The 23,898-nt window shown below is 70.6% G+C and carries 19 protein-coding genes; 9 read left to right on the top strand and 10 right to left on the bottom strand.

Annotation, left to right across the window (positions count from 1 at the left end):
* Window positions 1-56: 56 nt before the first annotated feature.
* A complete protein-coding gene (locus KGQ19_RS24085; RefSeq protein ID WP_212011843.1) occupies window positions 57-1,070 on the bottom strand; it encodes a LacI family DNA-binding transcriptional regulator in 1,014 nt (337 codons plus the stop codon).
* A 327-nt stretch (window positions 1,071-1,397) separates the two neighbouring features.
* On the opposite strand from KGQ19_RS24085, the gene KGQ19_RS24080 reads away from it, so the two are divergent.
* The 6 genes from KGQ19_RS24080 to KGQ19_RS24055 all read left to right on the top strand — a co-directional run bounded on the left by KGQ19_RS24080 (window position 1,398) and on the right by KGQ19_RS24055 (window position 8,754).
* Entirely contained in the window at window positions 1,398-2,816 is a 1,419-nt protein-coding gene (locus tag KGQ19_RS24080) for an L-fucose/L-arabinose isomerase family protein (protein ID WP_212011841.1), read from the top strand.
* A 7-nt stretch (window positions 2,817-2,823) separates the two neighbouring features.
* On the top strand, window positions 2,824-4,416 hold the full coding sequence (locus tag KGQ19_RS24075) for a sugar ABC transporter ATP-binding protein (protein WP_212011839.1): 1,593 nt from the start codon (window positions 2,824-2,826) through the stop codon (window positions 4,414-4,416).
* The gene (locus KGQ19_RS24070; protein WP_212011837.1) at window positions 4,409-5,581 is read left to right on the top strand and encodes an ABC transporter permease; all 1,173 of its coding nucleotides are present in this window, start codon (window positions 4,409-4,411) and stop codon (window positions 5,579-5,581) included. The genes KGQ19_RS24075 and KGQ19_RS24070 overlap by 8 nt, the downstream gene beginning before the upstream one ends.
* A gap of 25 nt (window positions 5,582-5,606) precedes the next feature.
* Complete coding sequence (locus KGQ19_RS24065; protein ID WP_212011834.1) at window positions 5,607-6,602, top strand: substrate-binding domain-containing protein; 996 nt, start codon at window positions 5,607-5,609, stop codon at window positions 6,600-6,602.
* A 144-nt stretch (window positions 6,603-6,746) separates the two neighbouring features.
* Window positions 6,747-8,264 (top strand): FGGY-family carbohydrate kinase, encoded by a 1,518-nt coding sequence (locus tag KGQ19_RS24060; protein ID WP_212011832.1) that lies wholly within the window; start codon window positions 6,747-6,749, stop codon window positions 8,262-8,264.
* 31 nt (window positions 8,265-8,295) lie between these two features.
* A complete protein-coding gene (locus tag KGQ19_RS24055) occupies window positions 8,296-8,754 on the top strand; it encodes a YdeI/OmpD-associated family protein (protein ID WP_212011830.1) in 459 nt (152 codons plus the stop codon).
* Between the two features lie 96 nt (window positions 8,755-8,850).
* On the opposite strand, the gene KGQ19_RS24050 is transcribed toward KGQ19_RS24055, so the two are convergent.
* Complete coding sequence (locus tag KGQ19_RS24050) at window positions 8,851-10,188, bottom strand: FAD-dependent oxidoreductase (RefSeq protein WP_212011822.1); 1,338 nt, start codon at window positions 10,186-10,188, stop codon at window positions 8,851-8,853.
* A 272-nt stretch (window positions 10,189-10,460) separates the two neighbouring features.
* Complete coding sequence (locus tag KGQ19_RS24045; RefSeq protein ID WP_212011820.1) at window positions 10,461-12,332, bottom strand: arabinofuranosidase catalytic domain-containing protein; 1,872 nt, start codon at window positions 12,330-12,332, stop codon at window positions 10,461-10,463.
* Between the two features lie 255 nt (window positions 12,333-12,587).
* Here KGQ19_RS24045 and KGQ19_RS24040 point away from each other — a divergent pair, with 255 nt between their 5' ends.
* The 3 genes from KGQ19_RS24040 (at window position 12,588) to KGQ19_RS24030 (ending at window position 16,322) form a co-directional block, all read left to right on the top strand.
* Window positions 12,588-13,817 carry a glycoside hydrolase family 64 protein gene (locus tag KGQ19_RS24040; protein WP_230419306.1) on the top strand — a complete coding sequence of 410 codons (1,230 nt, stop codon included), beginning with the start codon at window positions 12,588-12,590 and terminating at the stop codon, window positions 13,815-13,817.
* 5 nt (window positions 13,818-13,822) lie between these two features.
* A complete protein-coding gene (locus KGQ19_RS24035) occupies window positions 13,823-15,691 on the top strand; it encodes a glycoside hydrolase family 76 protein (RefSeq protein ID WP_212011811.1) in 1,869 nt (622 codons plus the stop codon).
* 184 nt (window positions 15,692-15,875) lie between these two features.
* On the top strand, window positions 15,876-16,322 hold the full coding sequence (locus KGQ19_RS24030; RefSeq protein WP_212011810.1) for a hypothetical protein: 447 nt from the start codon (window positions 15,876-15,878) through the stop codon (window positions 16,320-16,322).
* Window positions 16,323-16,326: 4 nt separating this feature from the next.
* On the opposite strand, the gene KGQ19_RS24025 is transcribed toward KGQ19_RS24030, so the two are convergent.
* The 7 genes from KGQ19_RS24025 to KGQ19_RS23995 all read right to left on the bottom strand — a co-directional run bounded on the left by KGQ19_RS24025 (window position 16,327) and on the right by KGQ19_RS23995 (window position 23,888).
* Window positions 16,327-17,064 carry a uracil-DNA glycosylase gene (locus KGQ19_RS24025; protein ID WP_212011808.1) on the bottom strand — a complete coding sequence of 246 codons (738 nt, stop codon included), beginning with the start codon at window positions 17,062-17,064 and terminating at the stop codon, window positions 16,327-16,329.
* A 76-nt stretch (window positions 17,065-17,140) separates the two neighbouring features.
* On the bottom strand, window positions 17,141-17,611 hold the full coding sequence (locus tag KGQ19_RS24020) for a hypothetical protein (protein ID WP_212011806.1): 471 nt from the start codon (window positions 17,609-17,611) through the stop codon (window positions 17,141-17,143).
* A 44-nt stretch (window positions 17,612-17,655) separates the two neighbouring features.
* The gene (locus KGQ19_RS24015) at window positions 17,656-18,528 is read right to left on the bottom strand and encodes an SDR family oxidoreductase (protein ID WP_212011804.1); all 873 of its coding nucleotides are present in this window, start codon (window positions 18,526-18,528) and stop codon (window positions 17,656-17,658) included.
* Between the two features lie 10 nt (window positions 18,529-18,538).
* Entirely contained in the window at window positions 18,539-19,408 is an 870-nt protein-coding gene (locus KGQ19_RS24010; RefSeq protein ID WP_212011802.1) for a PIG-L deacetylase family protein, read from the bottom strand.
* A 62-nt stretch (window positions 19,409-19,470) separates the two neighbouring features.
* Window positions 19,471-20,304 carry an enoyl-CoA hydratase/isomerase family protein gene (locus KGQ19_RS24005; RefSeq protein WP_212011800.1) on the bottom strand — a complete coding sequence of 278 codons (834 nt, stop codon included), beginning with the start codon at window positions 20,302-20,304 and terminating at the stop codon, window positions 19,471-19,473.
* 251 nt (window positions 20,305-20,555) lie between these two features.
* The gene (locus KGQ19_RS24000) at window positions 20,556-23,012 is read right to left on the bottom strand and encodes a thiamine pyrophosphate-binding protein (protein WP_230419305.1); all 2,457 of its coding nucleotides are present in this window, start codon (window positions 23,010-23,012) and stop codon (window positions 20,556-20,558) included.
* Window positions 23,013-23,069: 57 nt separating this feature from the next.
* Window positions 23,070-23,888 (bottom strand): rhomboid-like protein, encoded by an 819-nt coding sequence (locus KGQ19_RS23995; RefSeq protein ID WP_212011798.1) that lies wholly within the window; start codon window positions 23,886-23,888, stop codon window positions 23,070-23,072.
* Window positions 23,889-23,898: the final 10 nt, after the last annotated feature.

The raw sequence follows: 23,898 nt of genomic DNA, 5'->3' as shown, positions 1-23,898 counted from the left end.
ACCCACCACCCACCACCCAAGCAAACGTTCCCCGACACAGCAGGCACCAGCCAGAACTAAACAGCCCGCCGCACCAAATCACTACTAGCCCGCACCTTCAACGTAGCCTCGAGCACGACATGCTCCGCCGCCGCGGTCCCGCCCGCGATCCGGCGCAGCAGCATCTGCGTGGCGAGCCGGCCGATCTCGTAGGTGGGCTGCTCGACCAGGGTCAGCGGTGGGGCGAAGCCGGCCCAGCTCATCTCGTCGAAGCCGGCCAGTAGCAGGTCGGCGGGGGCGGTCAGGCCGCGTTCGGCCATCGCGTCCAGGGTGCCGATGAGCATCAGGTTGTTGGCGGCGAACAGGGCGTCGGGGCGGTCGGGGCGGTCCAGTAGTCGGGCCGCTGCCCGGTGGCCGCCGTCGATGCGGAAGTCGCCGCGGACTATCAGCTCCGGGTCCACGGCCAGGCCCGCGGCTCGTAGGGCCGCGCGGTAGCCCTCCAGGCGGTCGGCTGCCGTGGACACGTCTTCGGGGCCTGCGATGACGCCCACTCGGCGGGCCCCGGTCTGGAGCAGGTGCTCGACTGCCTGGCGGGCGCCGGCGACGTTGTCGACCGCGACGCTGTCCACGTCGGCGGCGATGCGGCGGTCGATGGTCACGACCGGGATCTCCTCGTGGACGAGTTCGCCGATCCGGGTGCGGCTGCTGGAGGCCGGGGACAGGATCACCCCGGCCATCTGCTCGGCGGCGGCGACCCGCAGGTACTGCTGCTCCTTGCCGAGGTCTTCGTCGGAGTTGGCCAGGACCACCGAGTAGCCGCTGGCCTGTGCGGCGTCCTCGACTCCGCGCACCAGGGAGGTGAAGAAGGGGTTCTGGATGTCGGAGATGATCAGGCCGATGACTCGCGTGGCCTGGGTGCGCAGCGACCTGGCCTGGCTGTTGGGGCGGTAGCCCAGGCGCTCGACGGCGGCCAGGACCCGCTCGCGCAACTCCGGCGCGACGCGCTCGTCAGCGTTCAGCACCCGCGACACCGTCGCCGGTGACACCTCCGCGACCGCCGCCACATCACGGATCGTCACTCTGCTGCCCACAGGACCTCCTCGACACCGCCCGGCGACCGTGGCGCAGCCCGGCGACAGAGCAGCGCGGGCGGTGAACGGTACCACGGAGCGAACCGGTCGGCTCGCGCCGTCCAGAGTAGCGAGAAATCGATCTCTCATAGTCGGTGGGGGTCCGCTGGCGGCGACGCTAAAGCAGCGTTTCCGCACTGTCAAGCCTTGGCAGCGGCACCGTTGACAGCCCTCTGAGCCGGTTCTACAGTGCCGAGAAATCGATTTCTGAAATCGATTTCTCGCCCAGCTCGGCCCGCCCGGCGCGGGCCGGCACCCCTCGCCGGACCCCGCTCCAAGGAGGAACCAGTGGCACGGATAGGCATCCTGTCGATGTCGGACGGCCGGGACTTCGTCAGCCGGGACATCGCGTCCTTCATCGCCGACTCGGCCGGGAGCGTGGCCGCCGCGCTGCGCGGCGCGGGCCACGAGGTGGTCCTCGCCGACGAGATCGTGACCACGAACCAGATCGCCGTCGAGCAGTCCCGGCGGCTGGCCGACCAGCGCGTGGACCTGACCGTGTTCCACTACGCGGTCTGGGCTTTCCCGCACTTCACGATGCTCGCCGCCGAGGCCACCGAAGGCCCGCTGCTCCTGCTGGCCAACATCGACCCCGTATATCCGGGCATGGTCGGCATGCTGGCCGGCGGCGGGGCGCTGGACCAGATCGGCCGGGTGCATTCTCGCGCCTGGGGCGACGTCGCCGATCCGGACGTGCTCGCCGCGATCGAGACCGAGGCCCGGGCGGCGCGGGCCGTGCGGAGCCTGCGCGGCGCGACCTTCGGCCGGGTGGGAGGCCGGCCGATGGGCATGTACACGGCGGTCGCGAACACCGACCAGTGGATGCGGACGTTCGGCGTGGACGTCGAGGAGATCGACCAGTGGGAGGTGGTCCGCCGCTCGGACTTGGTCGAGCAGTCCCGGGTCTGCGCGGGCCGCGCGTGGCTGGAGAAGCACGCCGCGGGCGTCCACTACGACGGCAAGCAGCTGACCCCGGAGCTGCTGGAGCGCCAGATCCGCTCCTACCACGCGATGCAGGAGCTGGTCCGGGAGTGGAATCTGGACTTCGCCGGCATCAAGGGCCAGCCGGAGCTGACGACGCACTTCGCGACGATGGACATCGCCGAGGCGTTCCTGAACGACCCCTACGACTGGGAGGGGCCCAAGGAGACCGTCGTCACCTCCACCGAGTCCGACATGGACGGCGCGCTGACGATGCAGCTTCTCAAGGGTCTGTCAAGCACGCCGGTGCTGTTCGCGGACGTCCGCCACTACCACGCGGACAAGGACGTCTGGGACCTGTGCAACTCCGGTCAGCACGCCACCTGGTTCGCCGCCCGCTCCGAGGACCCCGGCGAGAACCTGGCCAAGACCCACCTGTATCCGGAGGTCTTCTACTTCCCGGCCGGCGGGGCCTCGGTGCAGCACCTGGCCGCCCCCGGGGAGTTCACCCTGGCCCGGCTCACCCGACGGGACGGCCGCTACCGGCTGCACGCCGTGCGCGCCGAGTTCGAGCAGTACGACGACGCCACCAACGAGGCGATGATGCGGCAGTCCACCTACGAGTGGCCGCACGCCTTCGCCCGGCTGCATACGGACGCCGCGACGTTCCTGTCCCGGTTCGGCGCCAACCACATCCACGCGGTGCCCGGCGAGTACGTCGCCGAACTGCGCTCGATCTGCCGGCTGCTGGACATCGACTACGACGGGTTCGGCGATGCGGCCTGACGGGGACATGACCGCCGACTCCGCTCCCCCGCTGCTGCGCATGCGCGACATCGCCAAACAGTTCCCGGGGGTCAGGGCCCTGACAGGCGTGGACCTGACAGTCCACGGCGGCGAGGTCGTCGCGCTGCTCGGGGAGAACGGGGCCGGCAAGTCGACGCTGATGAACATCCTGGCCGGCGTGCACGCCGACTACGACGGCGTCATCGAGCTCGACGGCGAGCCGGCCCGCATCCACAGCCCGAAACAGGCCGCGCACCACGGCATCACGATGATCCACCAGGAGCTGAACCTGGTGCCCGAGCTGTCCGTCTCGGACAACGTGTTCCTGGGCCGGGAGCTGCGCAGCCGGCGCGGCACCCTGGACCGCAAGGCCATGCACCGGCGCACCACCGAACTGCTGGCCGAGCTGGGCCTGGCCCTGCCGCCGCAGCAGCCGGTGCGCGAGTGCCGGATCGCCGAGCGGCAGCTGGTCGAGGTCGCCAAGGCGCTCAACGGCCGGCTGAAGATACTGGTGATGGACGAGCCCACTTCCGCCCTGGCCGCGGCGGAGGTGGAGCGGCTGTTCACGGTCATCCGCTCGCTGTCCCGGCGCGGGGTCGGCATCGTCTACATCTCGCACCGCCTGGAGGAGCTGAAGGAGATCGCCGACTCGGTGACCGTACTCCGCGACGGCGGCTATGTGGGCTCGCGCGACGCGCACACCGTGGGCCGGGACGAACTGGTGGCCCTGATGGTCGGCCGCCCGCTGGACAACCTCTACCCGCGCGCCGCGGAGCAGCGTTCCGACGGCCCGGTCCGGCTGGAGGTATCAGGACTCACCTTCACCCCGACGCCCGGCCAGTCCGGGACAGCGCTGCACGATCTGGACTTCACGGTGCGGGCCGGGGAGATCGTGGGGCTGGCCGGGCTGATGGGCGCCGGACGTTCGGAGGTCCTGGAATCGCTATACGGCGCCCGGGGTCCGGTCACCGGCAGCATCAAGCTCGACGGCCGTCCCTACGCGCCGCGTTCCCCCCGGCAGGCGATCCGCCGGGGGCTCGCCCTGGTCGCCGAGGACCGTAAAGCGCAGAGCCTGGTCCTGGACAACACGGTCCGGTTCAACACGACGCTGGCCGCGCTGCACCGCTTCCTGCGGCCGTGGCGGACGGTGAACCGGCGGGCCGAGAAGGCGGCGGCGGCCGAGCAGAACGCCGCTCTGGGCACCAAGACCGCCAGCGTGGAGACCGTCGTCGGCACGCTGTCCGGCGGCAACCAGCAGAAGGTAGTGCTGGCCAAGTGCCTGCTCACCAAGCCGACGCTGCTGCTGGTCGACGAGCCGACGCGGGGGATCGACGTCGGGGCGAAGGCGGAGATCCACGCTCTGCTGGACCGGTTGGCCGAGGCGGGCTCGGCGATCCTCGCGGTCTCCAGCGAACTGCCCGAACTGCTCGGGATCTGCGACCGGATCCTCGTGCTCTGCGAAGGCCGGATCACCGGCGAGTTCCACCGCGACCCGGCGCACGGCCCGGTCGCCGCCCAGGAGGCGATCCTGTCCGCTGCCATGGCTCGCCAGGCGGTACTGGCCTCCGGCTCAACCCTCGTCGGGAGCGCCCATGACTGACACCCTCTCCGATTCTCCCGGGTCCGGGTCCGGAGCTGGGGCCGGATCCGGGTCCGGGTCCGGGGCCCCGGAGGTGCCGGACCGGCACCGGCCCGGCACCACTGAGCGACTGCGCCGGGCACTGCCGGCCCTGGGCTCGCTCCAGTCCTACATCGGGCTGGTGCTGGTGATCGCGGCCGGCGTCATCACCAAGGGGGCGGTGTTCTGGAACCAGACCAACCTCACCAACGCCATCACCGCCTTCGCCTCGCGCGGGATCCTCGCGGTCGGCGTCACCCTGGTCATCCTGACCGCCGGCATCGACCTGTCGGTCGGCTCGATCCTGGGGATCGGCTCGATGACGGCCGCGATGCTGCTGGTGCACCACGGCCTGTCGCCGCTGCTCATCGTCCCGGCGTGCGCCGCGGTCGGCGCGTTGTTCGGGTTCCTCAACGGGGTCGGGACCACCTGGCTGAAGATCCAGTCGTTCGTGATGACCCTGGCCATGCTCTCGGTGGTGCGCGGCATCGACCGGCAGGTCTCCAACAACGTGGCGGTCGGCGTGCAGCTGATCGGCCCGAACGGGCAGCCGACGCGCAAAGCCGACGCGTTCGCGAAGCTCGGCACCCCGGGCCACCAACTGGTCTCCGGGTCCTGGCTGCCGCTGTTCGGCCGGGCCGGGGTCGGGTACCCGCTGATCGCCTTCTTCGCGGTCTGCGTCGTCTTCCAGCTGATCCTGTCCCGCACCCGGTTCGGGCGGCACATCTACGCGGTCGGCGGGAACCCGGTGGCGGCCCGGCTGTCCGGGGTGAACGTCGCCCTGGTGGTGATCGCCGTGTTCACGCTGTCCGGGATGCTCGCCGGGTTCGCCGGCCCGATCGACGCCGCGTACAGCGCCTCCGCCGACCCGCTGGCCGGCACCGGATACGAACTGGACGCCATCGCCGCGGCGGTGATCGGCGGCACCAGTCTGGCCGGCGGCAAGGGGTCCGTCACCGGGACCGCCGTCGGCGCGCTGATCCTGACCCTGCTGGACAACGTGCTGGGGCTGAACGCGGTCAGCGACAACCTGCAACTCATCATCAAGGGGCTGATCGTCGTGGTGGCGGTCGTCCTGCAACGGCCGGGCTTCCTGCGCGGCGCGGTCGATCCGCTGACCCGGCGGATCCGCTACCGGCGCGGCTAGCACCCTTCTTCCCACGGAGGACACTGTGTTTTCGCATCGCAAGACCGCAACAGCACTGCTCGCCGCGATAGCCGTGGCGGCACTGGGCGCCTGCGCCTCCACCGCACCCAAGTCCGACTCCTCCGGCGCGTCGGGCGGCTCCGGCAAGACGTTCGTGATCGGATACTCCCAGTCCAACAACGCCGAGCCCTACCGGGCCCAGCTCAACGCGCAGCTGGCCTACTACGTGAAGAAGTACCCGGACTTGAAGCTGCTGCCGATCACCGACGCCCACCAGGACAGCGCGACGCAGGTCTCGCAGGTCCAGAACTTCGTGCAGCAGAAGGTGGACGTGCTGATCGTCTCCCCGAACGAGCCCGCCCCGCTGACCGCAGCGGTCCTGCAGGCCTGCCAGGCGCACATCCCGGTGATCATCCTGGACCGCAGCGTCAACACCGACTGCTACACCGCGTTCATCGGCGGCGACAACTACGCCATCGGCAAGCTGGCCGGGCAGGCCGCGGTCGCCGCGCTGCCCAGCGGCGGCAACGTCGCCGAGCTCCAGGGCATCTTGTCCGACCAGCCGCAGATCGACCGGGACAAGGGCTTCCGCGACGCGATCGCCGGGCACGACATCACCATCGCCTACCACCAGGAAGCCAAGTGGCTGAAGGCGAACGCCACGACCATCATGCAGCAGTGGCTGTCGCAGGGGACGAAGATAGACCTGGTGTACGGCGAGAACGACGACATGGCGCTCGGCGCGGTGCTGGCCGCCCAGGGTGCGAACAAGGCAAGCCAGATCAAGTTCATCGGCACCGACGGCCTGGCCATCCCGACCGGCGGCATCCGGGCGGTGCAGCAGGGGTCGATGTACACGACGTTCGTGTACCCGACCGGGGCCGAGCAGGCGGCGGCGACGGCCGAGGCGATCGTGCACGGTCAGAGCGTGGCCAAGAAGCAGACGCTGCCGACCATCCAGATCACCAAGGACAACGCCGACGCCGTGTACAAGCAGTACGACATGACGACCAAGTCCTGACGACGACCATGACGACCACGTCCTGACCCGACGCGCTGGACAGGACACACCAGACCGGCCCGGCTCCCCGGCAGCGCGCCTCATGCCGCCGGGGAGCCGGGCCTCCTACCGACCATCGATCCGGCACGGCGGAAGGAGCCCGGCATGGGCCTGACACTCGGCGTCGACATCGGCACCGCCAGCAGCAAAGGCGTCCTGGTCGCGGCCGACGGCACCGTGCTGGCCCAGGCCACGCGGCCGCACGCCGTCTCCTCGCCGCGGCCGGAGTGGTTCGAGCACGATCCCGAGCTCATCTGGTGGGCCGACTTCCGGCAGATCGTCGCCGAACTGCTGGCGGCGCTGCCGGCCGTCCCCGGCGGACCGCAGCCGATCGACGCGATCGCGGTCAGCGGCATCGGGCCGTGTCTGCTGCCCGCCGACGCCGAAGGCCGGCCGCTGCGCCCGGCGATCCTCTACGGCATCGACACCCGCGCCACCGCGCAGATCGCGGAGCAGAGCGAGCGGCTCGGCGGCGGCATCGTCCTGGCCCGCTGCGGCTCGCCGCTGACCAGCCAGGCGATCGGCCCGAAGTTCGGCTGGCTGGCCGAGCACGAGCCGAAGGTGGCCGCGGCCACCCGGCGCTGGTTCATGGCCTCCTCCTACCTGACGTTCCGGCTCACCGGCGAATACGTCCTGGACCACCACTCGGCCAGCCAGTCCGTCCCGCTGTACTCGCAGCGGGAGAACGCCTGGATCGAGGACTGGTGCCGGCAGATCGCCCCCGACGTCGAGTTCCCGCGCCTGGCCTGGCCGACCGAGATCATCGGCGGGATCACCGCAGGGGCCGCCGCCGAGACCGGGCTGCCGGCGGGCACCCCGGTCCTGGCCGGCACCATCGACGCCTGGTCCGAGGCGGCGGGCGTCGGCGTGCTCCAGCCCGGCGACAGCATGCTGATGTACGGGACCACGATGTTCCTGGTGCACGTCACCAGGACCGCCTACGCGCTGGCCAACCTGTGGGGACCCACCGGCCTGCTGCCCGGCACCAACTGCCTGGCCGCCGGCATGGCCACCTCCGGCGCCGTCACCAGCTGGCTGGCCGACCTCACGGCCACCGACTACGCCACCTTGACCACCGAGGCCACCGCACTGCCGCCGGGTGCGGACGGCCTGCTGATGCTGCCGTACTTCGCCGGCGAGCGCACTCCCCTGTTCGACCCGGACGCCCGCGGCGTCCTGGCCGGTCTCACCCTGCACCACACCCGCGGCCACCTCTACCGCGCGGCCTTGGAGGCCACCGCGTTCGGGGTGCGGCACAATCTGGAGGCCATCGCCCTGTCCGGCGAGGAGCCGGACCGCTACGTCGCGGTCGGCGGCGGCACCACCGGCGGGCTGTGGACGCAGATCGTCTCCGACGTGATCGGACGCCCGCAGCAGATTCCCCGGCACACGATCGGCGCGGCGTACGGCGACGCGTTCCTGGCCGCGGTGGCCGCCGGGAACGCCGCGCTGGACGACATCGCGGCCTGGAACCCGGTCGACCATGTCGTGGCGCCTGATCCCGCGCGGCACCGCATCTACACGAGGCTGTACGCCCAATACCGGAACCTGTATCCCGCCACAGCCCGGATCGTGCATAGCCTGGTCGAGGAGGCCGCGACCGAGCGGCGATCGGCTGACTGACGACGTTGACTGACGGCGAGGAGCACCAGAGATGAGCCAGACCTCGAGCCAGACCTTCACCACCGAAATCGAGCTGGACGGCAAGACCGCCACCGGCTTCCGGGTCCCGGCCGAGGTGGTCGAGGCGATGGGCGCCGGCAAACGGCCGAAGGTCCTGGTGACCATCGGCCCGCACACTTACCGCAGCACGGTCGCGGTCTACTCCGGCGCTTTCATGCTGCCGCTGAGCGCCGACAACCGCCGCGCCGCCGGGGTCGAGGCCGGGGAGACCGTGCAGGTCACCCTCGCGCCCGACACCGAGGAACGCCGCGTCGAGGTCCCCGCCGAACTCGCCACCGCGTTCGAGGCGCACCCCGGCACCAAGGCCGCGTTCGAGGCGCTGTCGTTCACCAAGCAGCGCGAGCACGCTCAGGCCGTCACCTCCGCCAAGCAGGAGGCCACCCGCGAGCGGCGGATCGCGAAGATCATCGCTGAGCTCGCCGAGCACTGAGCGGGACCGGCACCTCGCCCTGCGCCGACCCGCGGCACCAGCTCACTGGGGTCCTGCGCACTCAGCCCGGGCTGTCCACGGCGGACCCGGCGCGGTTCACCCCTGTCGCTGAACCGGCGAGCCGGGACGCCGGGCCAATCGCCACAACACCGTCGGCGTAGACAGCGTCCCGGGCCCGGACAGCATGTGCTGGACGAGCGCGAACCTGCGGAACAAGTCGGCGTCCTCGGACATCCGGGTGATGACGCGGCCCAGGTGCCAGTGCGACAGCCGGGCCAGCAGTCCGGCGCCCCGGCCGCCGTCCCACATCAGGTCCGAGGAGGACGCCATCAGCCACGGGGTCAGGCTGGCCCGGGCGGCGCGCCGGTGGTAGTCACGGGCGCCGCCACCCCGGCCGAGGGTCGTGGCCAGCGCCCGGGCGTGCAGGGCGGCCACCGTCAGCCCCTGCGCGTAGATCGGGTTGAAGCGGCACAGGGCGTCCCCGGCCACCAGCAGTCCCTCCGGCCAGCGCCGCATCCGGTGCACCTGCGACCACCAATCGCCGTGGTCCACGAACCGGTGCAGATCGCTCATCGGCTCGTGGCCGGCGATGTAGTCGGCCATTTCGGGGAAGGGCAGTGATTCGGCGAACTCAGAGAACTGCTTCTCCTCCGGCGGGCAGCCCTCCTCGCCGATACCCATGGCCAGGGCCATGGACGTGCCGGACTCCAGTTCCAGGACACCGCCGCCCCGGCGGACGTGCGGCGCGTACACGTAGGCGAAGGTCACCTTCCAGCCGTCGTCCGGCGGACCCTGATAAAGCCGGCTGGTGTACGACACCTTCACGTCGATGCTCTTGGCCGGCGGCACCGGCCGCCCCGCACTGCGCAGCCACTGCTCCAGCTTGGAACCGCGCCCCGTGGCGACGACCACCGCGTCAGCGGACAGACTCCGCTCGACCCCGGCGGTATCGCGGCCGGCCAGCCCGGCCACCGCGCCCGTGGGGTCGTCGAACAGCAACCGGTCGGCGGTGAACCCGTCGATCAGCGCCACGTTGTCCAGGTCCAGCACCCGGGCCCGGATACGCTGCTCCAGAAACGGACGGGAGAACCCCTGGATCCGGATTCCGGTGACGGTCTTCGGCGTCCAGCCCGAGGGGAACTTCAGGCGGAAGTTGTCGCCGTAGTCGTAGAACGGGGATCCGGACTCGGCGATCTCCTCGAGCAGCCCGGGAAACAGCTCCGCGATGATCTGGGCTCCCCTAGCCAGCAGGAAATGCGGGTGGTAGCCCTGTGGCACCCCGGCCCGGAAGGTCGTGTCCGGACCGAGCCGGTCGCGCTCGACGATCGTGACCCGGTCGAAGTGCTGGGCCAGGACCCGCGCCGCCAGCAGGCCGGCATGGGCGCCGCCGACCACGATCGCGTGGTTCCGGATGAGCCCCTTGACATCGGCCATGCGCTTCCCAGCCCCTCGATATCGCCCGACCCCTTACCCGTGCCCATGTTGCTGCGGGTTTGTCCGACCGTCCAGCATTCAGGCCGGATCGCCATGGTTCGCCCTGGGAAGACGGCCGCGCACAGAGAGCCGCGCACAGACGGTCGTACACAGACGGCCATACACAGACGCCGGCGCCCGCGGCGTGTCATCAGCTGTTGTCTGACAACACACCGCGGGCGCGCGGGACCCGGCCGCCCGGGATGAGGTGCTGTTGAGGTGCTGTTGAGGTGCTATTCGAGCGAGAACTGCTGCGCCGGGGACTGGTTGCAGGTGTAGATCTGCAACTGCGTGCCGTCGGCGGAGTTGTCGTTCGGGTCGTCCAGGCACAGCCCGGACTGCGGGTTGAGCAGCGAGCCGTCGGACTGCTGCTGCCAGACCTGGCCGCCGACGCCGTTGCAGTCGTACAGCTCGACCTTGGTCCCGACCGCGGTTCCGTTGCCGTCGATGTCCAGACAGCGGCCCAGGGTCTCCAGCGAACCGTTCGAGTTGTGGTACCAGTGCTGGTCGGCCGAGTAGGGCTGGCAGCTCCAGAGCTGGACGTGCGTGAGGTTGACGCCCACATCGTCGCCGGCGACGTCCACGCACTGGCTGCCGGGGCCGTTGATCACGCCGCCGCCGTTGACCGCGTACTGCTGGGCCGGGGTCTGGTTGCAGGTGTAGATCTGCAACTGCGTGCCGTTGGCGGTGTTGGCACTCGGGTCGTCCAGACAGAGCCCTGATTGCGGGTTGAGCAGAGCGCCGTCGGCCTGCTGGATCCACTTCTGGCCGCCGACGCCGTTGCAGTCCCACAGCTCGACCTTGGTGCCGACCGCGGTGCCGTCGCCGTCGATGTCCAGGCACCGGCCCAGGGTCTCCAGCGAGCCGTCGGAGTTGTGGGTCCAGTGCTGGTCGATGGCGTAGGACTGGCAGCCCCACAGGTCGACGGCGGTACCGTCGGCGCCGGTGTCGTCGCCGATGACGTCCACACACTGGCCGCCGGGCAGGGTGATCGTGCCGCCGGAGGACTGCGGGCTGCCGCCGCTGTTGCCGCTGTAGTTCTGGGCGACGATGTTCGCCTGGACCGCGGCGTCGGCGGCGTCACTGGGCACACCGGCGGTCATCACGCCTTCGAAGAACGTGCCCATGTCGCGGTTGCTGTTGTCCCCGCCGGTGCCCAGGACGATGGCGCCTTCCAGGGACATCGGCGTATAGCCGTTCGGTGGGAGTGCGCCGTTGTACCAGGTACTCAGACCCCCGGATTGGGAGTTACCGCCCTCGATCTCGAAGGTGGACGTGTTGTTGCTCTTCACCATCCCGGTGACGAACTCGCTGTTGTTGCCGGTGTTCCCGAGGTTGCTGCCGGAACCGGAGTAGAGCCCGTTCTCCAGGTCGGCCTGGACCCACGGACCGCTGCCCGAACACGGGCTCTGGCCGCAGCCGGTGCCGATGTAGACCGATTCCATGCGGCCGTTGCCGGTGTCCTGGTTGTTGGTCTCGGCGTTGCCGTAGTCGAAGCAGCAGCCGTTGTTGACGTGCGTGCCGCTGGCGACCATGTACGCACCCTGAGGCTGGCTGCCGGTGGGCACCGCGCTGGTGTTGTCGTCCCGGTAGCCGACGCCGGGCCCGACGTACAGGCCGTAGACCTTCGATCCGTTGACGTCGACGTGCATGGCGTTGGCGTTCGCCGCGACGTCGGGATTCGGGGCGGCGCCGCCACCGCCTTCGATGGTCAGGTCGTTGTGCTGCGGCGACTGGTCGTAGACCTTGGTGATGGTACAGGCGGTCTGGACGCAGAACACGTCCTGCGCGTCGGAGTTCGCGTAACCGCCGGCCGCGGTCAGGCCGATGTCCGAGGTGGCGCCGTCGGAGGCGCGCCGGACCTGGTAGAGCGGTCCGTTGTAGGACTCGTACAGCGCGCGCACGGTGCTGTGCGCCGCCACGCACGGGGTCCCGGCGGCGCCGTAGATGTCGCAGGGTTCTTGCGTACCGGCGGCCCGGGCCGAGCCGGAGGCGGTGGTCAGGACGCCGAGGATGAGGACCAGGACGGCGCCGACGGACATGGCGGCGCGCTGCCACAGCAGACGGCGCGGGTCGCGGACACTTGCGGGTGGGGATGAACGCATGGCGATGCTCCCGGTGGGTGGGGATACACGTTGCCTTACAACCGAGGGACGGTACGACCGGCGTTGCTTTCCGTCAATAAGTGCTCTGTTTTGTAGATCGATGTTCGGATCGATCCGAATCCGCCGGGACGAAGCCGTTGACGGACGGCCAAGACCTTTCCATACTCGGTGACGGTACTCGTTTCGTAAACGTTTCCGGCTGTACCCCCGCACCTCCCCCACAATCGGTGCACCACCGCTCCCGAGGAGCGCCTCATGATGAATCGCAGAACACTGCTGTCCTCCGCCGTCGCTCTCGGCGGCTCCGCGCTGGGTCTCGGTACCGGCGCGCTCGCCTGGCGGGCATCGGCGACCACCCCCACCTTGCAGATCGCCCTGCAGAACAGCACCGACTCCAGCCAGGTCTACGCCTACATCACCGGACAGGCGATCGACAACAACAATGCCCTGATGCTGCTGGAGTCCGACGGGCAGAGCGTCTACTACCCGAGCTCGCCGGGTTCGCCCGGCACCCCGCTCGGCGCCGACTGCGCGATCGCGCTGGGCGCCCCGGGCAGCACCACCACGGTCACCATCCCGCACATCGCCGGCGGCCGGATCTGGTTCTCGGTCGGCGCCCCGCTGACCTTCCTGCTCAACCCGGGGCCGGGACTGGTCGAGCCGTCCGTGAGCAACTCCTCGGACCCCAACATCGACATCATGTGGGACTTCTGCGAGTTCACCTACAACGACGCGCAGATGTACGCCAACCTCAGCTTCGTCGACTTCGTCTCGCTGCCGATCTCGCTGACCCTGACCGGCTCCGGCGGCACCCAGACCGCCGCCGGCCTGTCGGCCAACGGCCTGGACACGGTCTGCTCGGGCCTGATCGCCCAGCACAACACCGACGGCGCCGGCTGGGACCAGCTGGTCGTCACCTCAAACGGGGCGAACCTGCGCGCGCTGAGCCCGAACAACGGCATCGTCATCAACGGCTCGCTGTTCTCCGGGTACTACCAGCCCTACGTCGACCAGGTGTGGTCGCAGTACTCCAGCCAGACCCTGAGCGTGGACACCCAGGCCCAGTGGGGCACGGTGACCGGCCAGGTCTCCGGCGGACAGCTGACCTTCCCCGGCGTCGGCAGCTTCGCGCAGCCCTCAGCCGCTGACATCTTCAGCTGCAGCACCGGACCGTTCGCCAACGCCGCGGGCGAGATGGGCACGCTGATCGCCCGGATCAGCGCCGCCTTCAATCGCAGCACCCTGTTGATCGACGCCGACCAGCCGGACGGCGAGAACCCCGCGAACTACTATCAGAACGCGATCACGAACCACTACTCGCGGATCGCGCACGCGGCCAGCCTGGACGGCCGCGGCTACGGCTTCCCCTACGACGACGTGGCCCCGAACGGCGGCACCGACCAGTCCGGCGCGGTCGCCGACGGCAATCCGACGCTGCTGACCGTCGCGGTCGGCGGCGGCACGGCTGACTCCGGCCAGGCGTGATCGCCGTGCGCAGGATCCTGATTCTGCTCACGGCACTGGTCACGGTGCTCGCACCGCTGCTCAGCGTGCCCGCGCGCGCCGCTTCGACGCACGCCACTTCGGCGCGCGCCGCGTCGGCGAGCACCACTGTGTGCGCGCTCTACTGCGACACGCGGGACCCCTCTCTGGCCCAGCAGGAGACCTTCCCGACGCCGAACGTCTATCCCAACGGCCGTACCGTCGAACTGCACGTGGACGACATCTCCGGGATGGCCTGGGCGAGCATCGACAACGGCCAGACCAACGACTCGACCTGGATCGACCGGTCCTGGGACGGCGGCAGCACCTGGGACGGGCTGCTCGGCCAGGCCTGGATCCCGAGCACCTGGACCGGTACCAGGACCCTGATGTACAACATGTACGACCCGTCCAACCACCGCCGGGCGGTCGTGCGCGCGTGCGGTGACGCGAACGGGGTGGAGTGCACCAACTGGGTCCATCTCCAGGTGTGCGCGGCCTCGTGCGACGGCGTCTCCTCCAGCGATTCGACCGGCAACACCTCGCCGGTCCCGGACACCACCCTGGACGGCCGCGACATCGCGCTGCACGTCGACTCCGGCGGCATGGCGTGGGCCTCGATCTCCGGCGGCGCGGCGGGCGACGAGGTCTGGATGGACCGTTCCTGGGACGGTGGCGCGACCTGGCCGGACGGTTCCAGCGAGGGCCGGCTGAGCGTCCCGAACGGTGCCACCGGCACCCAGACCGCCGAGATCAACATCGACGACCCGCTCGGCCGGCTGGCCGGCGGCGCCGTCCGCGCCTGCGGCCGGGCCGTGACCGGCGAGAACGGCAGCTGCACGGCCTGGGCCCGCGCCGACGCCGTCCCCAACCGCGCCGCCGCCGACGCGCTGATGTGGTCCTATGACCCCTACAACGCGTGGTGGCCGTCGAGCTGGTGGAACTCGGCCGTGGCGCTGATGTCGATGATCGACTACATGCGCGCCTCGGGCGACACCTCCCAGGAGTGGATCATCGACCACACCTTCCAGGTCAACAAGGTTCCCTTCCCGGCCGGCACCCGCAGCTCGGACCCGATCCAGGGCGACTTCATCAGCCAGGCCACCGACGACACCGAGTGGTGGGCCCTGGCCTGGATCGACGCCTACGACCTGACCGGGAACCAGACGTACCTCAACGAGGCCGTCACCATCATGAACTACGTCAATACCCTGTGGGACACCAGCTCCTGCGGCGGCGGCGTCTGGTGGAACACGCAGAAGACGTACAAGAACTCGGTGACCAACGCCCTCTACGTGGAACTGACCGCCGCCCTGCACAACCGCATCCCCGGCGACACCACGTGGCTGGCGCAGGCCACCACCGCGTGGAACTGGTTCCAGGGCAGCGGGCTGATCAACGGCTCGGGACTGGTCAACGACGGACTGACCTCGTCGTGCACCAACAACGGCCAGACGGTCTGGACCTACAACCAGGGACTGGCGATCGGCGCGGCGCAGGAGATGTACCGCGCCACCGGGAACGGCAACGACCTGACCGAGGCCCAGTACCTGGCGAACTCGGCGGTCAACTCCCCCACGCTGGTGTCCAACGGCCTGCTGACGGAGTCGTGCGACGCACTGAACACGACGTGCGACGACAACCAGAAGCAATTCAAGGGCATCTTCATGCGCTTCCTCGGCCAGCTGAACAGCACGGTCGGCGGTACGTACAACGGCTTCATCCAGACGCAGACCACCTCGATCTGGAACGCGGACCGCGACTCGCTGAACCAGATCGGGGAGCGGTGGTCCGGGCAGGGCTCGAGTACGAATCCGAACGTGAGCGACTGGCGGACGCAGGCAAGCGGGTTGGAGGCTTTGGACGCGGCGCCGTAGGGGCTGCTGAAGCCGGTAAGGCCGCCAAAACCCAGACGCCGCAGTAGCCACCAGCCGGCTCAGCGGCCCCAGGCGACCGACGTTCCCCAACGTCAGCGAGGTCCGGGAGGGTAGGCTGCGGGTCTGTTTCGATCCGCAGCCGCCGGGATGCTCTCGGATCTCGAGCCTGGGGGCCTGGTTCCACATGACAACAGCAGAGGCCGAGCAGCGTTTCATCTGGCGGCCGGATCTCGGCCAGAAGGCCATCAGCGCGATCACGATGGCCGCCTGCTTCGGCTACGGCATGTACTTCGTCTTCAAGCCTTCGCCGGCGACGAGCAGCGGTCCGTTGGCGGCAAGGTTGGCGATGGCAACGGGGATGCTCGTCTTCGGCGCGGTGTCGATGATCTTTTCTTTCGCACCGTTCTTGCGGATGGATCCGGATTGCCTCGCCATCCGCAACTTCCGCCGGGTGAAGCGGATCCCCTACGACTCCATCGCCTCGATCGTCCCGGTGGTCCCGGGGCTGCTTCTGACGACGAACGATGGCCGGCGGCACCGCATTCTGGCCTTGTCGCGCTCACGCACGAACGACCGGGGTTACGAAATCTGGCTGATCCTGAAGAAGCGCACCGCGATTCACGAACCGTAGGGAATCAGCGCAAACCGGCCTCGGCAGCGGCGGCACCGATCACCTCGCGCAGCATCTCCGGGGTGAGCTTCCCGGTGAAGGTGTTCTGCTGGCTGACGTGGTAGCAGCCGTGGATCGCGAGGGCGGGGCCGTCGTCGGCGGCCGGGAGTTCGACGCGGACGCCGTGGCCGAAGGTCGGGCGCGGCTTCGGGACGGTCCAGGTGCCGGCGGCGGCGATCGCGGGGAACAGCGCCTGCCAGCCGAAGGCGCCGAGGACCACCATCGCGCGGACCGTCGGGCGAGTCAGTTGCAGCTCGCGGACGAGCCACGGTCGGCAGGTGTCGCGTTCAGCCGGGGTCGGCTTGTTGTCGGGCGGCGCGCAGTGGACGGGCGCCGTGAAGCGGACCCCGCGCAGCTGGAGGCCGTCGTCGGCGGAGACCGAGGTGGGCTGGTTGGCCAGGCCGAGGCTGTGCAGGGCCTCGACCAGAATGTCGCCCGAGCGGTCGCCCGTGAACATGCGGCCGGTACGGTTGCCGCCGTGCGCGGCCGGGGCGAGACCGACGATCAGCAGGCGCGCGTCGGGCGGCCCGAAGCCGGGGATGGGCCGCGCCCAGTACGTCTGGTCGGCGAAGGACTTGCGCTTGACCCGCCCGACCTCCTCCCGCCACGCCACCAGGCGCGGGCAGGCACGGCAGTCGCACAGGACACGGTCCAGCGCGGCGAGGTCCGGGGCGGCCGGCGCCAGCTCACTCGGTGGGTGCACATCGGCAACTTACCGGTGGGCGGTCGCGACCGCGCGCCAGGCGGCCGGGCGGAGCTGGTTTGTTGGGCGGTGCGCTTTAGGAGACCTCGCGGCTGGGCAGCCCCACGCGGGTCCGCAACCGCACCGGATCGTGGGTGTCCCAGAGCCAGGCGACGGCCTCGGTCGCGGTCCGCTCGAACACGTCGGCCAGCTCGGCAGTGTCCTGGCATTCGTGCCCGACTTCGACGATCCTGTCGAACTGGTGGTCTTTCGCGCACCAGCACGTGACGTTCACGTTCGCCTCGACCTCCAGGACGGCATCGGCGCCGTTCCTCCCGACCTCGAACTCGAGGTAGTACTCATCACCGCCCGAGTGCCGCTCGTTGACGCAGAAGTGGAAGTTGTAGGTGTTGCTCCCGAGCCACCAGCCCCACGCCCGGTCATCCGTCCGTGCGGCGTCGATCGCCGCGCCGGCCTTGACGATCCGGCGGACGTCATCGTCCGTGAGCTCTGGTATCAGCCGCGCCAACGGAACGCTGCCGATGCCCTGCCCCACGCCCTCCTCCATGCGGCCATTGTGCCCGAATGCCGCGGGCAGCATCCCGCGCGCCCCTATCCCCGCCGCGCCACCTGCTCCCCGATCGGCGTCACCGGCGGCATCACGAAGTCCCGCCGCAGGTGGTTGCCGCCGTCGATGACCAGGGTGTGGCCGGTGAGGAAGGAGGCGAACGGGGAGCAGAGGTAGGTGGCCGCCCAGCCCACTTCGTGGCGCCGGCCGGTGCGCAGGGCGGGTTGGCGGCGGGCGTCGACGGCTTCCGGGGCGTCGCCGCGCAGGGCTTTGAGGTCCTCGCGCATCTCCTCGTGCGGGAACAGGCCCGGTGCCAGGGCGTTGACCCGGATGCCGTCGGGGGCCCATTCCACGGCCAGGGACTTGGTCAGGTTGCCGACGCCGGCCTTGGCCGCGGCGGCGTGGGCCATGCCGGGGCCGCCGGTGAAGGCCTGGGTGGCCAGGATGTTGAGGATCGCTCCGGGGCTGGTGCGGTCGGTGCAGCGGCGGTGGAGTTCGTGGGAGCACAGGAAGGTGCCGTCCAGGACGATGTCGGTGACCGCGCGCCAGCCGTTCGGCGACAGATCGGCCGCGGCCACGGGGAAGTTGGCCGCGGCGTTGTTGACCAGCACCGTCACCGGGCCCAGCGCCCCCTCGACGGTGTCGAAGGCCGCGCGGATCGCCTCGGGGTCGCGCACGTCGCAGGGCACGCCGACCGCCCCGCCGCCGACCGCGCGCACCTCGGCCACCCCCCGCTCCCGGTGCCCGGCGTCGCGGCTGGCGATCCCGACGGCGGCGCCGCAGCGGGCGAACTCCGCGGCCATCGCCCGGCCCAGGCCGGTGCCGCCGCCGGTGATGAACACCGTGACGCCGGCGAACGTGCCCGGCGGCAGCATCGCGGTGCCGGGCGGCGGCGGTTCGGACAGGCCGGGATACATGCGTTCTCCTTCAGTGAGAGCTGCTGCCGGGGCTGGTATCGGAACTGGTGCCGGGACCGGGACGAGGCCGGCGCGGCTCGACGTACCACTCGCGGCGGCCGACGAGCGCGGCGAACAGCGGCGTGGGCATGCGGACCAGGATCCGGAACAACAGGCCGCCGCGGTTCTTGCCGAGTTGGGTGCCGTGTCGGGCCAGCGCGGCCTGCTTCGCCCCGGCATAGCGCCGGACGTCGTACCGGTGCGTGATCTCGGCGCCGGGGCTGCCGAACCAGCTCGCGTCGGAGAAGTCGTAGCGGCGCAGGATATGGAGCGCCTGCAACGCCTTGCCGAGCCGCACCAACGGCTCCCGCGGCACGGTCGCCTCCAGCACCCGCACCCCGGTCAGCTCGGCGGCGCGCGCCCCGACCTCGTGGACGTGCACGTGGTCGCGGTGCCCATAGCCGCCGGCGGCGTCGTAGCTGAGCAGCAGGTCGGCGTGCTCTTCTTCCAGGACCGCGGCCAGCAGCTTCGCCGCCTCGTCGACCGACGCCCGCACGAACCGCGTCCGGTCCGGCGGGTCCGGGAACAGCAGCGCGCCGTGGCCGCTGTCGGCGTAGCCGAGGTGATGCACGCGCGCCACGCCGAGCACCCGCGCGCTGGCCCGCAGCTCGTCAAGCCGGACCAGCGCACCCGGTTCGGTGGCGTCGCCCATCGCCCCGTCGCAGGCCACGACGATCACGGTGCGGTGGCCCTCGGCGGCCAGCCGCGCCAGCGTGCCGCCGGTGAGCAGCACCTCGTCATCGGGGTGGGCGTGGAAGGCGACGACGGTCTTGGGCGTCGTGGCGGTGGCAGTACCGGTGGCGGCTGCGGCTGCGGCTGTAGCGATGTCGATGGCGGACATGTCGAGAAGACGCCGCGAGCGAGCGTGACGGTTGCATTCCCTCCGAATCCCCTCACTTCCCCTCACTTCCCCTCGAACTCCGCCGCCCGCCGGGCCGCCTTCGCCGCGTACCCCACCGGCGCGTCCTGTGACACGAACGTCGTCGCGGCCAGCAGCGCCGCGTGCACCATCGCCTCGGTCAGCCCGCGGTCCGCGAAGGTGTCCACCGAGCGCTTGATCGCCTGCACCGCCAGCGGCGCGTTCGCGGCGATCTCGCGAGCCAGCGCGTAGGCGGCCGGCAGTAGTTCGTCCGGGGCGACCACGTCCTGCACCACCCCGATCCGCGCCGCCGTCTGCGCGTCGATCCGGCGGCCGGTCAGCGCCAGCAGCTTCGCCCAGCCGCTTCCGGCCTCGCGCGCCAGCCGCATCTCGCCGCCGGCGTCGACCGCCATTCCGATCGTGGCCTCCGGCAGTGCGAACACCGCGTCGGAGGCCGCCACCCGGATGTCGCACATCAGCGCCAGCTCGAACCCGAAGCCGAGACAGTACCCGTGCACGGCCGCCACGATCGGCTGCGGGAGCGTCGCGAACGCGCGGAACTGCTCGTGCACCCAGCGCAGGCCCTCGGCGAAGTTCCGTGCGCGCTCGGCGTCCGAGCGGCCGGTGATCCGGTCCTCCGGCAGGCCGAGGTCCACCCCGGCGCAGAAGGCCCGCCCGGAGCCGCGCAGCACCAGGGCCCTGATCCGGTCGTCGAACCGCACCCGGGCCGCCAGCCGCGCCAACTGGCGCGAAGCCTCCCAACTCCACGCGTTCAGCTTCTCCGGGCGGTCCAATAAGAGTGTGGCCACCCCGTCGTCGCCGACGTCAAGCCGCAGCTGCCACTCCTGCTCCGGCAGAGCCGGTTCGGTCCGGAACATCGCGCGCTCCCATCTGACGGTACGTCAGATTAGCCGGGGCGGCGCACCCCCGAAAGGGCCGCGGGCCGCCGAGGACGATCCCTCGACGGCCCGCGAGCACAAACTCAAAGACGAAAGCGTGAAAGCGAAACGCTCTAGGAGCGTTCTGAAAATCTTGAAAACGCGCCCCACTTGCTCCGGTTTGCCCAGATCGGCTTTTCGGGGTAAAAGGTGGCGAAACCGGCGCGCCGAGCAAGATCTTCAGCAGTCTCCTAGAGCGCGAGCGCCGCCAAAGCCGCGTTGACGATCGCCCCCGGCACCAGGTCATGCTGCGCGTACAGATCCGCGACCGCCCCGGACTGCCCGAAGCTGTCCACGCCCAGCGGCACCGCCGGCACCCCGACCGCCGACCCCAGCCACGCCATCGCGTGCGAGGCGGCGTCGTGCACCGTCACGATCGGCGCGCGCCCCGGGAACAGTTCCTTGAGCACCGAGGGCCGGCGCGGCCCGGAAGCGCTGCGGTAGTCCTGCTGCAACGAGCTGCGCCAGCCGGTGTAGAGCCGGTCCAGGCTGGTCACGTCGACCACGTGCGCCGCGACCCCCTCCGAGGCGAGCTCGGCCGCGGCCGCCAGCACCTCGGGCAGCACGGCCCCGGAAGCCGCCAGATGCACCACCGGCGCACCGGCGTTCTCCAGCTCCGAGGCGACATGCAGCCGGTAGCCGCCGGCCAGCACCTGCTCGCGCAGCCGCTCCTCCCCCACCCGGGCCAGCGCGGCCTCGAAGGGCGCCTGGTCCAGCGGCCGGGTCGTGAGCCGCAGGTAGGCCGAGGATCCGGCCTCGCCGCGGCCCATCCGGGCCAGCGCGTCGCAGAGCACCCAGTCCAGCGCGCGGGTGTAGGCGGGCTCGGAGAACACCACGTTCGGCAGTTCCAGCCCGATCGAGGCGGTGATCGTGGACTGGTGCGCGCCGCCTTCGGGGGCCAGCGTGACGCCCGAGGGCGTGCCGGCGATCAGGAAGCGCGCGCCGGAGTAGGTGCCGTAGATGAACGCGTCCAGGCCCCGGCAGACGAAGGGGTCGTAGACGGTCCCGATCGGCAGCAGCGGCTGGTCCGACAGGTCCCAGGCCAGGCCCAGCTGGCCCAGCAGCAGGAACAGGTTCATCTCGGAGATGCCCAGCTCGATGTGCTGGCCGGCCGGGGACTCGGTCCAGCGGACCGGGGAGTCGGCGGCGGTGTAGTTCTGCACCTCGGCCGGGGCGAACACGCCGAACTTGTTGATGAAGCCGGCCAGGTTCGTCGAGGTCGCCACGTCCGGGGCGGTGGTCACCAGGTGCCGCGCCACCTCCGGGGTGCGCGCCAGGCCGGACACCAGACGGCCGAATGCCTCCTGGGTCGAGGTCGGCTTGGCCGGCGAGCGGGTCTCGACCTGGGTCGGGACCGGGATCGGCGGGTGCGCGGTGGGCTGCGGGCGCTTCAGCAGCGCAGCCCGCGCGCTGACCAGGCGGCCGGCCGCGGTGTCCGGGGAGAGGCGGTCCCACTCGGCGGCCTCGGTCAGGCCCTGTGCGGTGCGCAGCTGCGCGATCTGCTCGGTGCTCAGCAGCGCCGAGTGGTTGCGCGGGTTGCCGGCGATCGGCAGGCCCCAGCCCTTGACGGTGTAGGCGAAGACCACGCTCGGCCGGTCGGTGACGGCGTCGCACTCGGCGTAGGCGTCGAGCATCGCGGTCAGGTCGTGGCCGCCGAGGTCGGTGAGCAGGGCGCCCAGGTCGTCGTCCGGGACCACCGAGAGCACCGGGGCGACGTCGGCCGGGGCCCCGTCCAGGAACCGGGCCCGCAGCTCGGCGCCGGTCAGGCCGAAAAGCGACTGGTAGCGCTCGTTCGGCATGGCGTCGATCCACGCCTTCAGCGCCGTCCCGCCCGGCCGGTCGAACACCGCCTGCAGCCGGCGGCCGTACTTGACCTCCACGACGTGCCAGCCCGCGGCCTCGAACTGCAGGCGCAGCTGGCCCTCGCGGATACCGGGGACCACGCGGTCCAGGGACTGCCGGTTGAAGTCGACGATCCACATCACCTCGCCCAGGCCCGCGCACGCCGGGTCGGCGATGGCCTCCCAGACGTTGCCCTCGTCCAGTTCGGCATCGCCCAGCAGCGCGACGAACCGGGAGCGGGCCCGGGCGCCGAAGTGCGCGTCGACGTAGCGGCGGGCGGCCGCGGCGAACAGCGGTGCGGCCGGGCCCAGTCCGACCGAGCCGGTGGAGAAGTCCACACGGTCGGGGTCCTTGGTGCGGCTCGGGTAGGACTGCAGGCCGCCGAAGGCCCGCAGCTTGGTGAGGTAGGAGCCGTCGAGCTCGCCGAGCAGGTACTGGATCGCGTGGAAGACCGGGGAGGCGTGCGGCTTGACCGACACCTTGTCGTCCGGTCCCAGGTAGCTGAAGTAGAGCGCGGTCATCGCGGTGACCAGCGAGGCCGAGGAGGCCTGGTGGCCTCCGACCTTGACCCCGTCGCCGGTGGCGCGGTCGTGGTTGGCGGCGTCGACGATCCTGGTGGCCAGCCACAGGACCCGCTGTTGGATCTCGGTCAGCGCGGCGAGCTCGGCCGGGTCGGCCGCGAAATCCTGGTTCAGGCCGGCGGCGGTCACGGCAGCGGCGTTCGCGGCGGCGTTCGGGTCAGCGGCGTTCGGGTCAGCAGCGTTCGAAGCGCCGGTGGGCGCGGTGTTCGGAGCGGTCGGGGGCATGGCGCATCCCTCGCGGTTCGGGGCGGACGTCGTTGTCACACGCCCGGCACTGCGGGATCACCGCGCCAGGCTCGTGGTCTCATTATCGGACGTCGGCTCGTCTGCCGGAAACACCGAGGTCGGACGGTGGATCTTGATCCACGGATCCGATCTTCGGTCCCGCGCGCGCTGGGTCCTGGTCAACGGATAGCAGGCGATCCCGATGCCGAAGGCCACCAGATGGCCCAGCGGGGTGTAGTCGACGGCCGCGTCGAAGTCCTTGAGCGAGGCCTGGTAGAGCAGGTAGGCCAGCAGCAGCGACCACACCGAGAGCCGGATCGGCCAGCGCAGCCGGTAGGCCAGCAGCGCGGCGCAGGCGTAGGCGCCGTAGCTGATGCCGACGTCGATGGTGCGGGCGTAGACCCGGTCCTGCTCCGGGGTGAGGACCACGGTCTCCTCGATCCACAGCGCGATCAGGAGCGTGGCCCCGATGTGGCCGGCCAGGAAGGCCAGCACCGTGCGCCAGGTGCCGATCCAGCGCTCCAGCGGGGCGAGGTAGATGAACGCGGTCAGCGCTATGAACACCAGCTCGTTGACGTCCGTCCACATCGCCGAGCCGAACAGCACCGTCAGCGGCTCCTTCTTGAGGTTGGCCAGCGTGGTGGAGTGGGTCAGCAGGACCGCGTTGCGCAGCCGCGGGGACAGCCCGACCAGCATCCAGACGTGCACCACGACCACCAGCGACAGCACGGTGGTGAACGGCGCCATCTTGGCCCAGGCCTTGAGCCAGTTCCAGACCGCCCGCACGTGCTTGCTGGCCCAGCCGTTGGTGCGCAGGAGGTACACGACCAACAGCGCCGCCGGAATGGCGGCGAGTTCTACCCAGCCGGTCCTCATCGCTTCTCCC

This window comes from Catenulispora pinistramenti, from assembly GCF_018274385.1.
Classification (GTDB): Bacteria; Actinomycetota; Actinomycetes; order Streptomycetales; family Catenulisporaceae; genus Catenulispora; species Catenulispora pinistramenti.
This window is presented reverse-complemented; position numbering and strand designations above follow the sequence as displayed.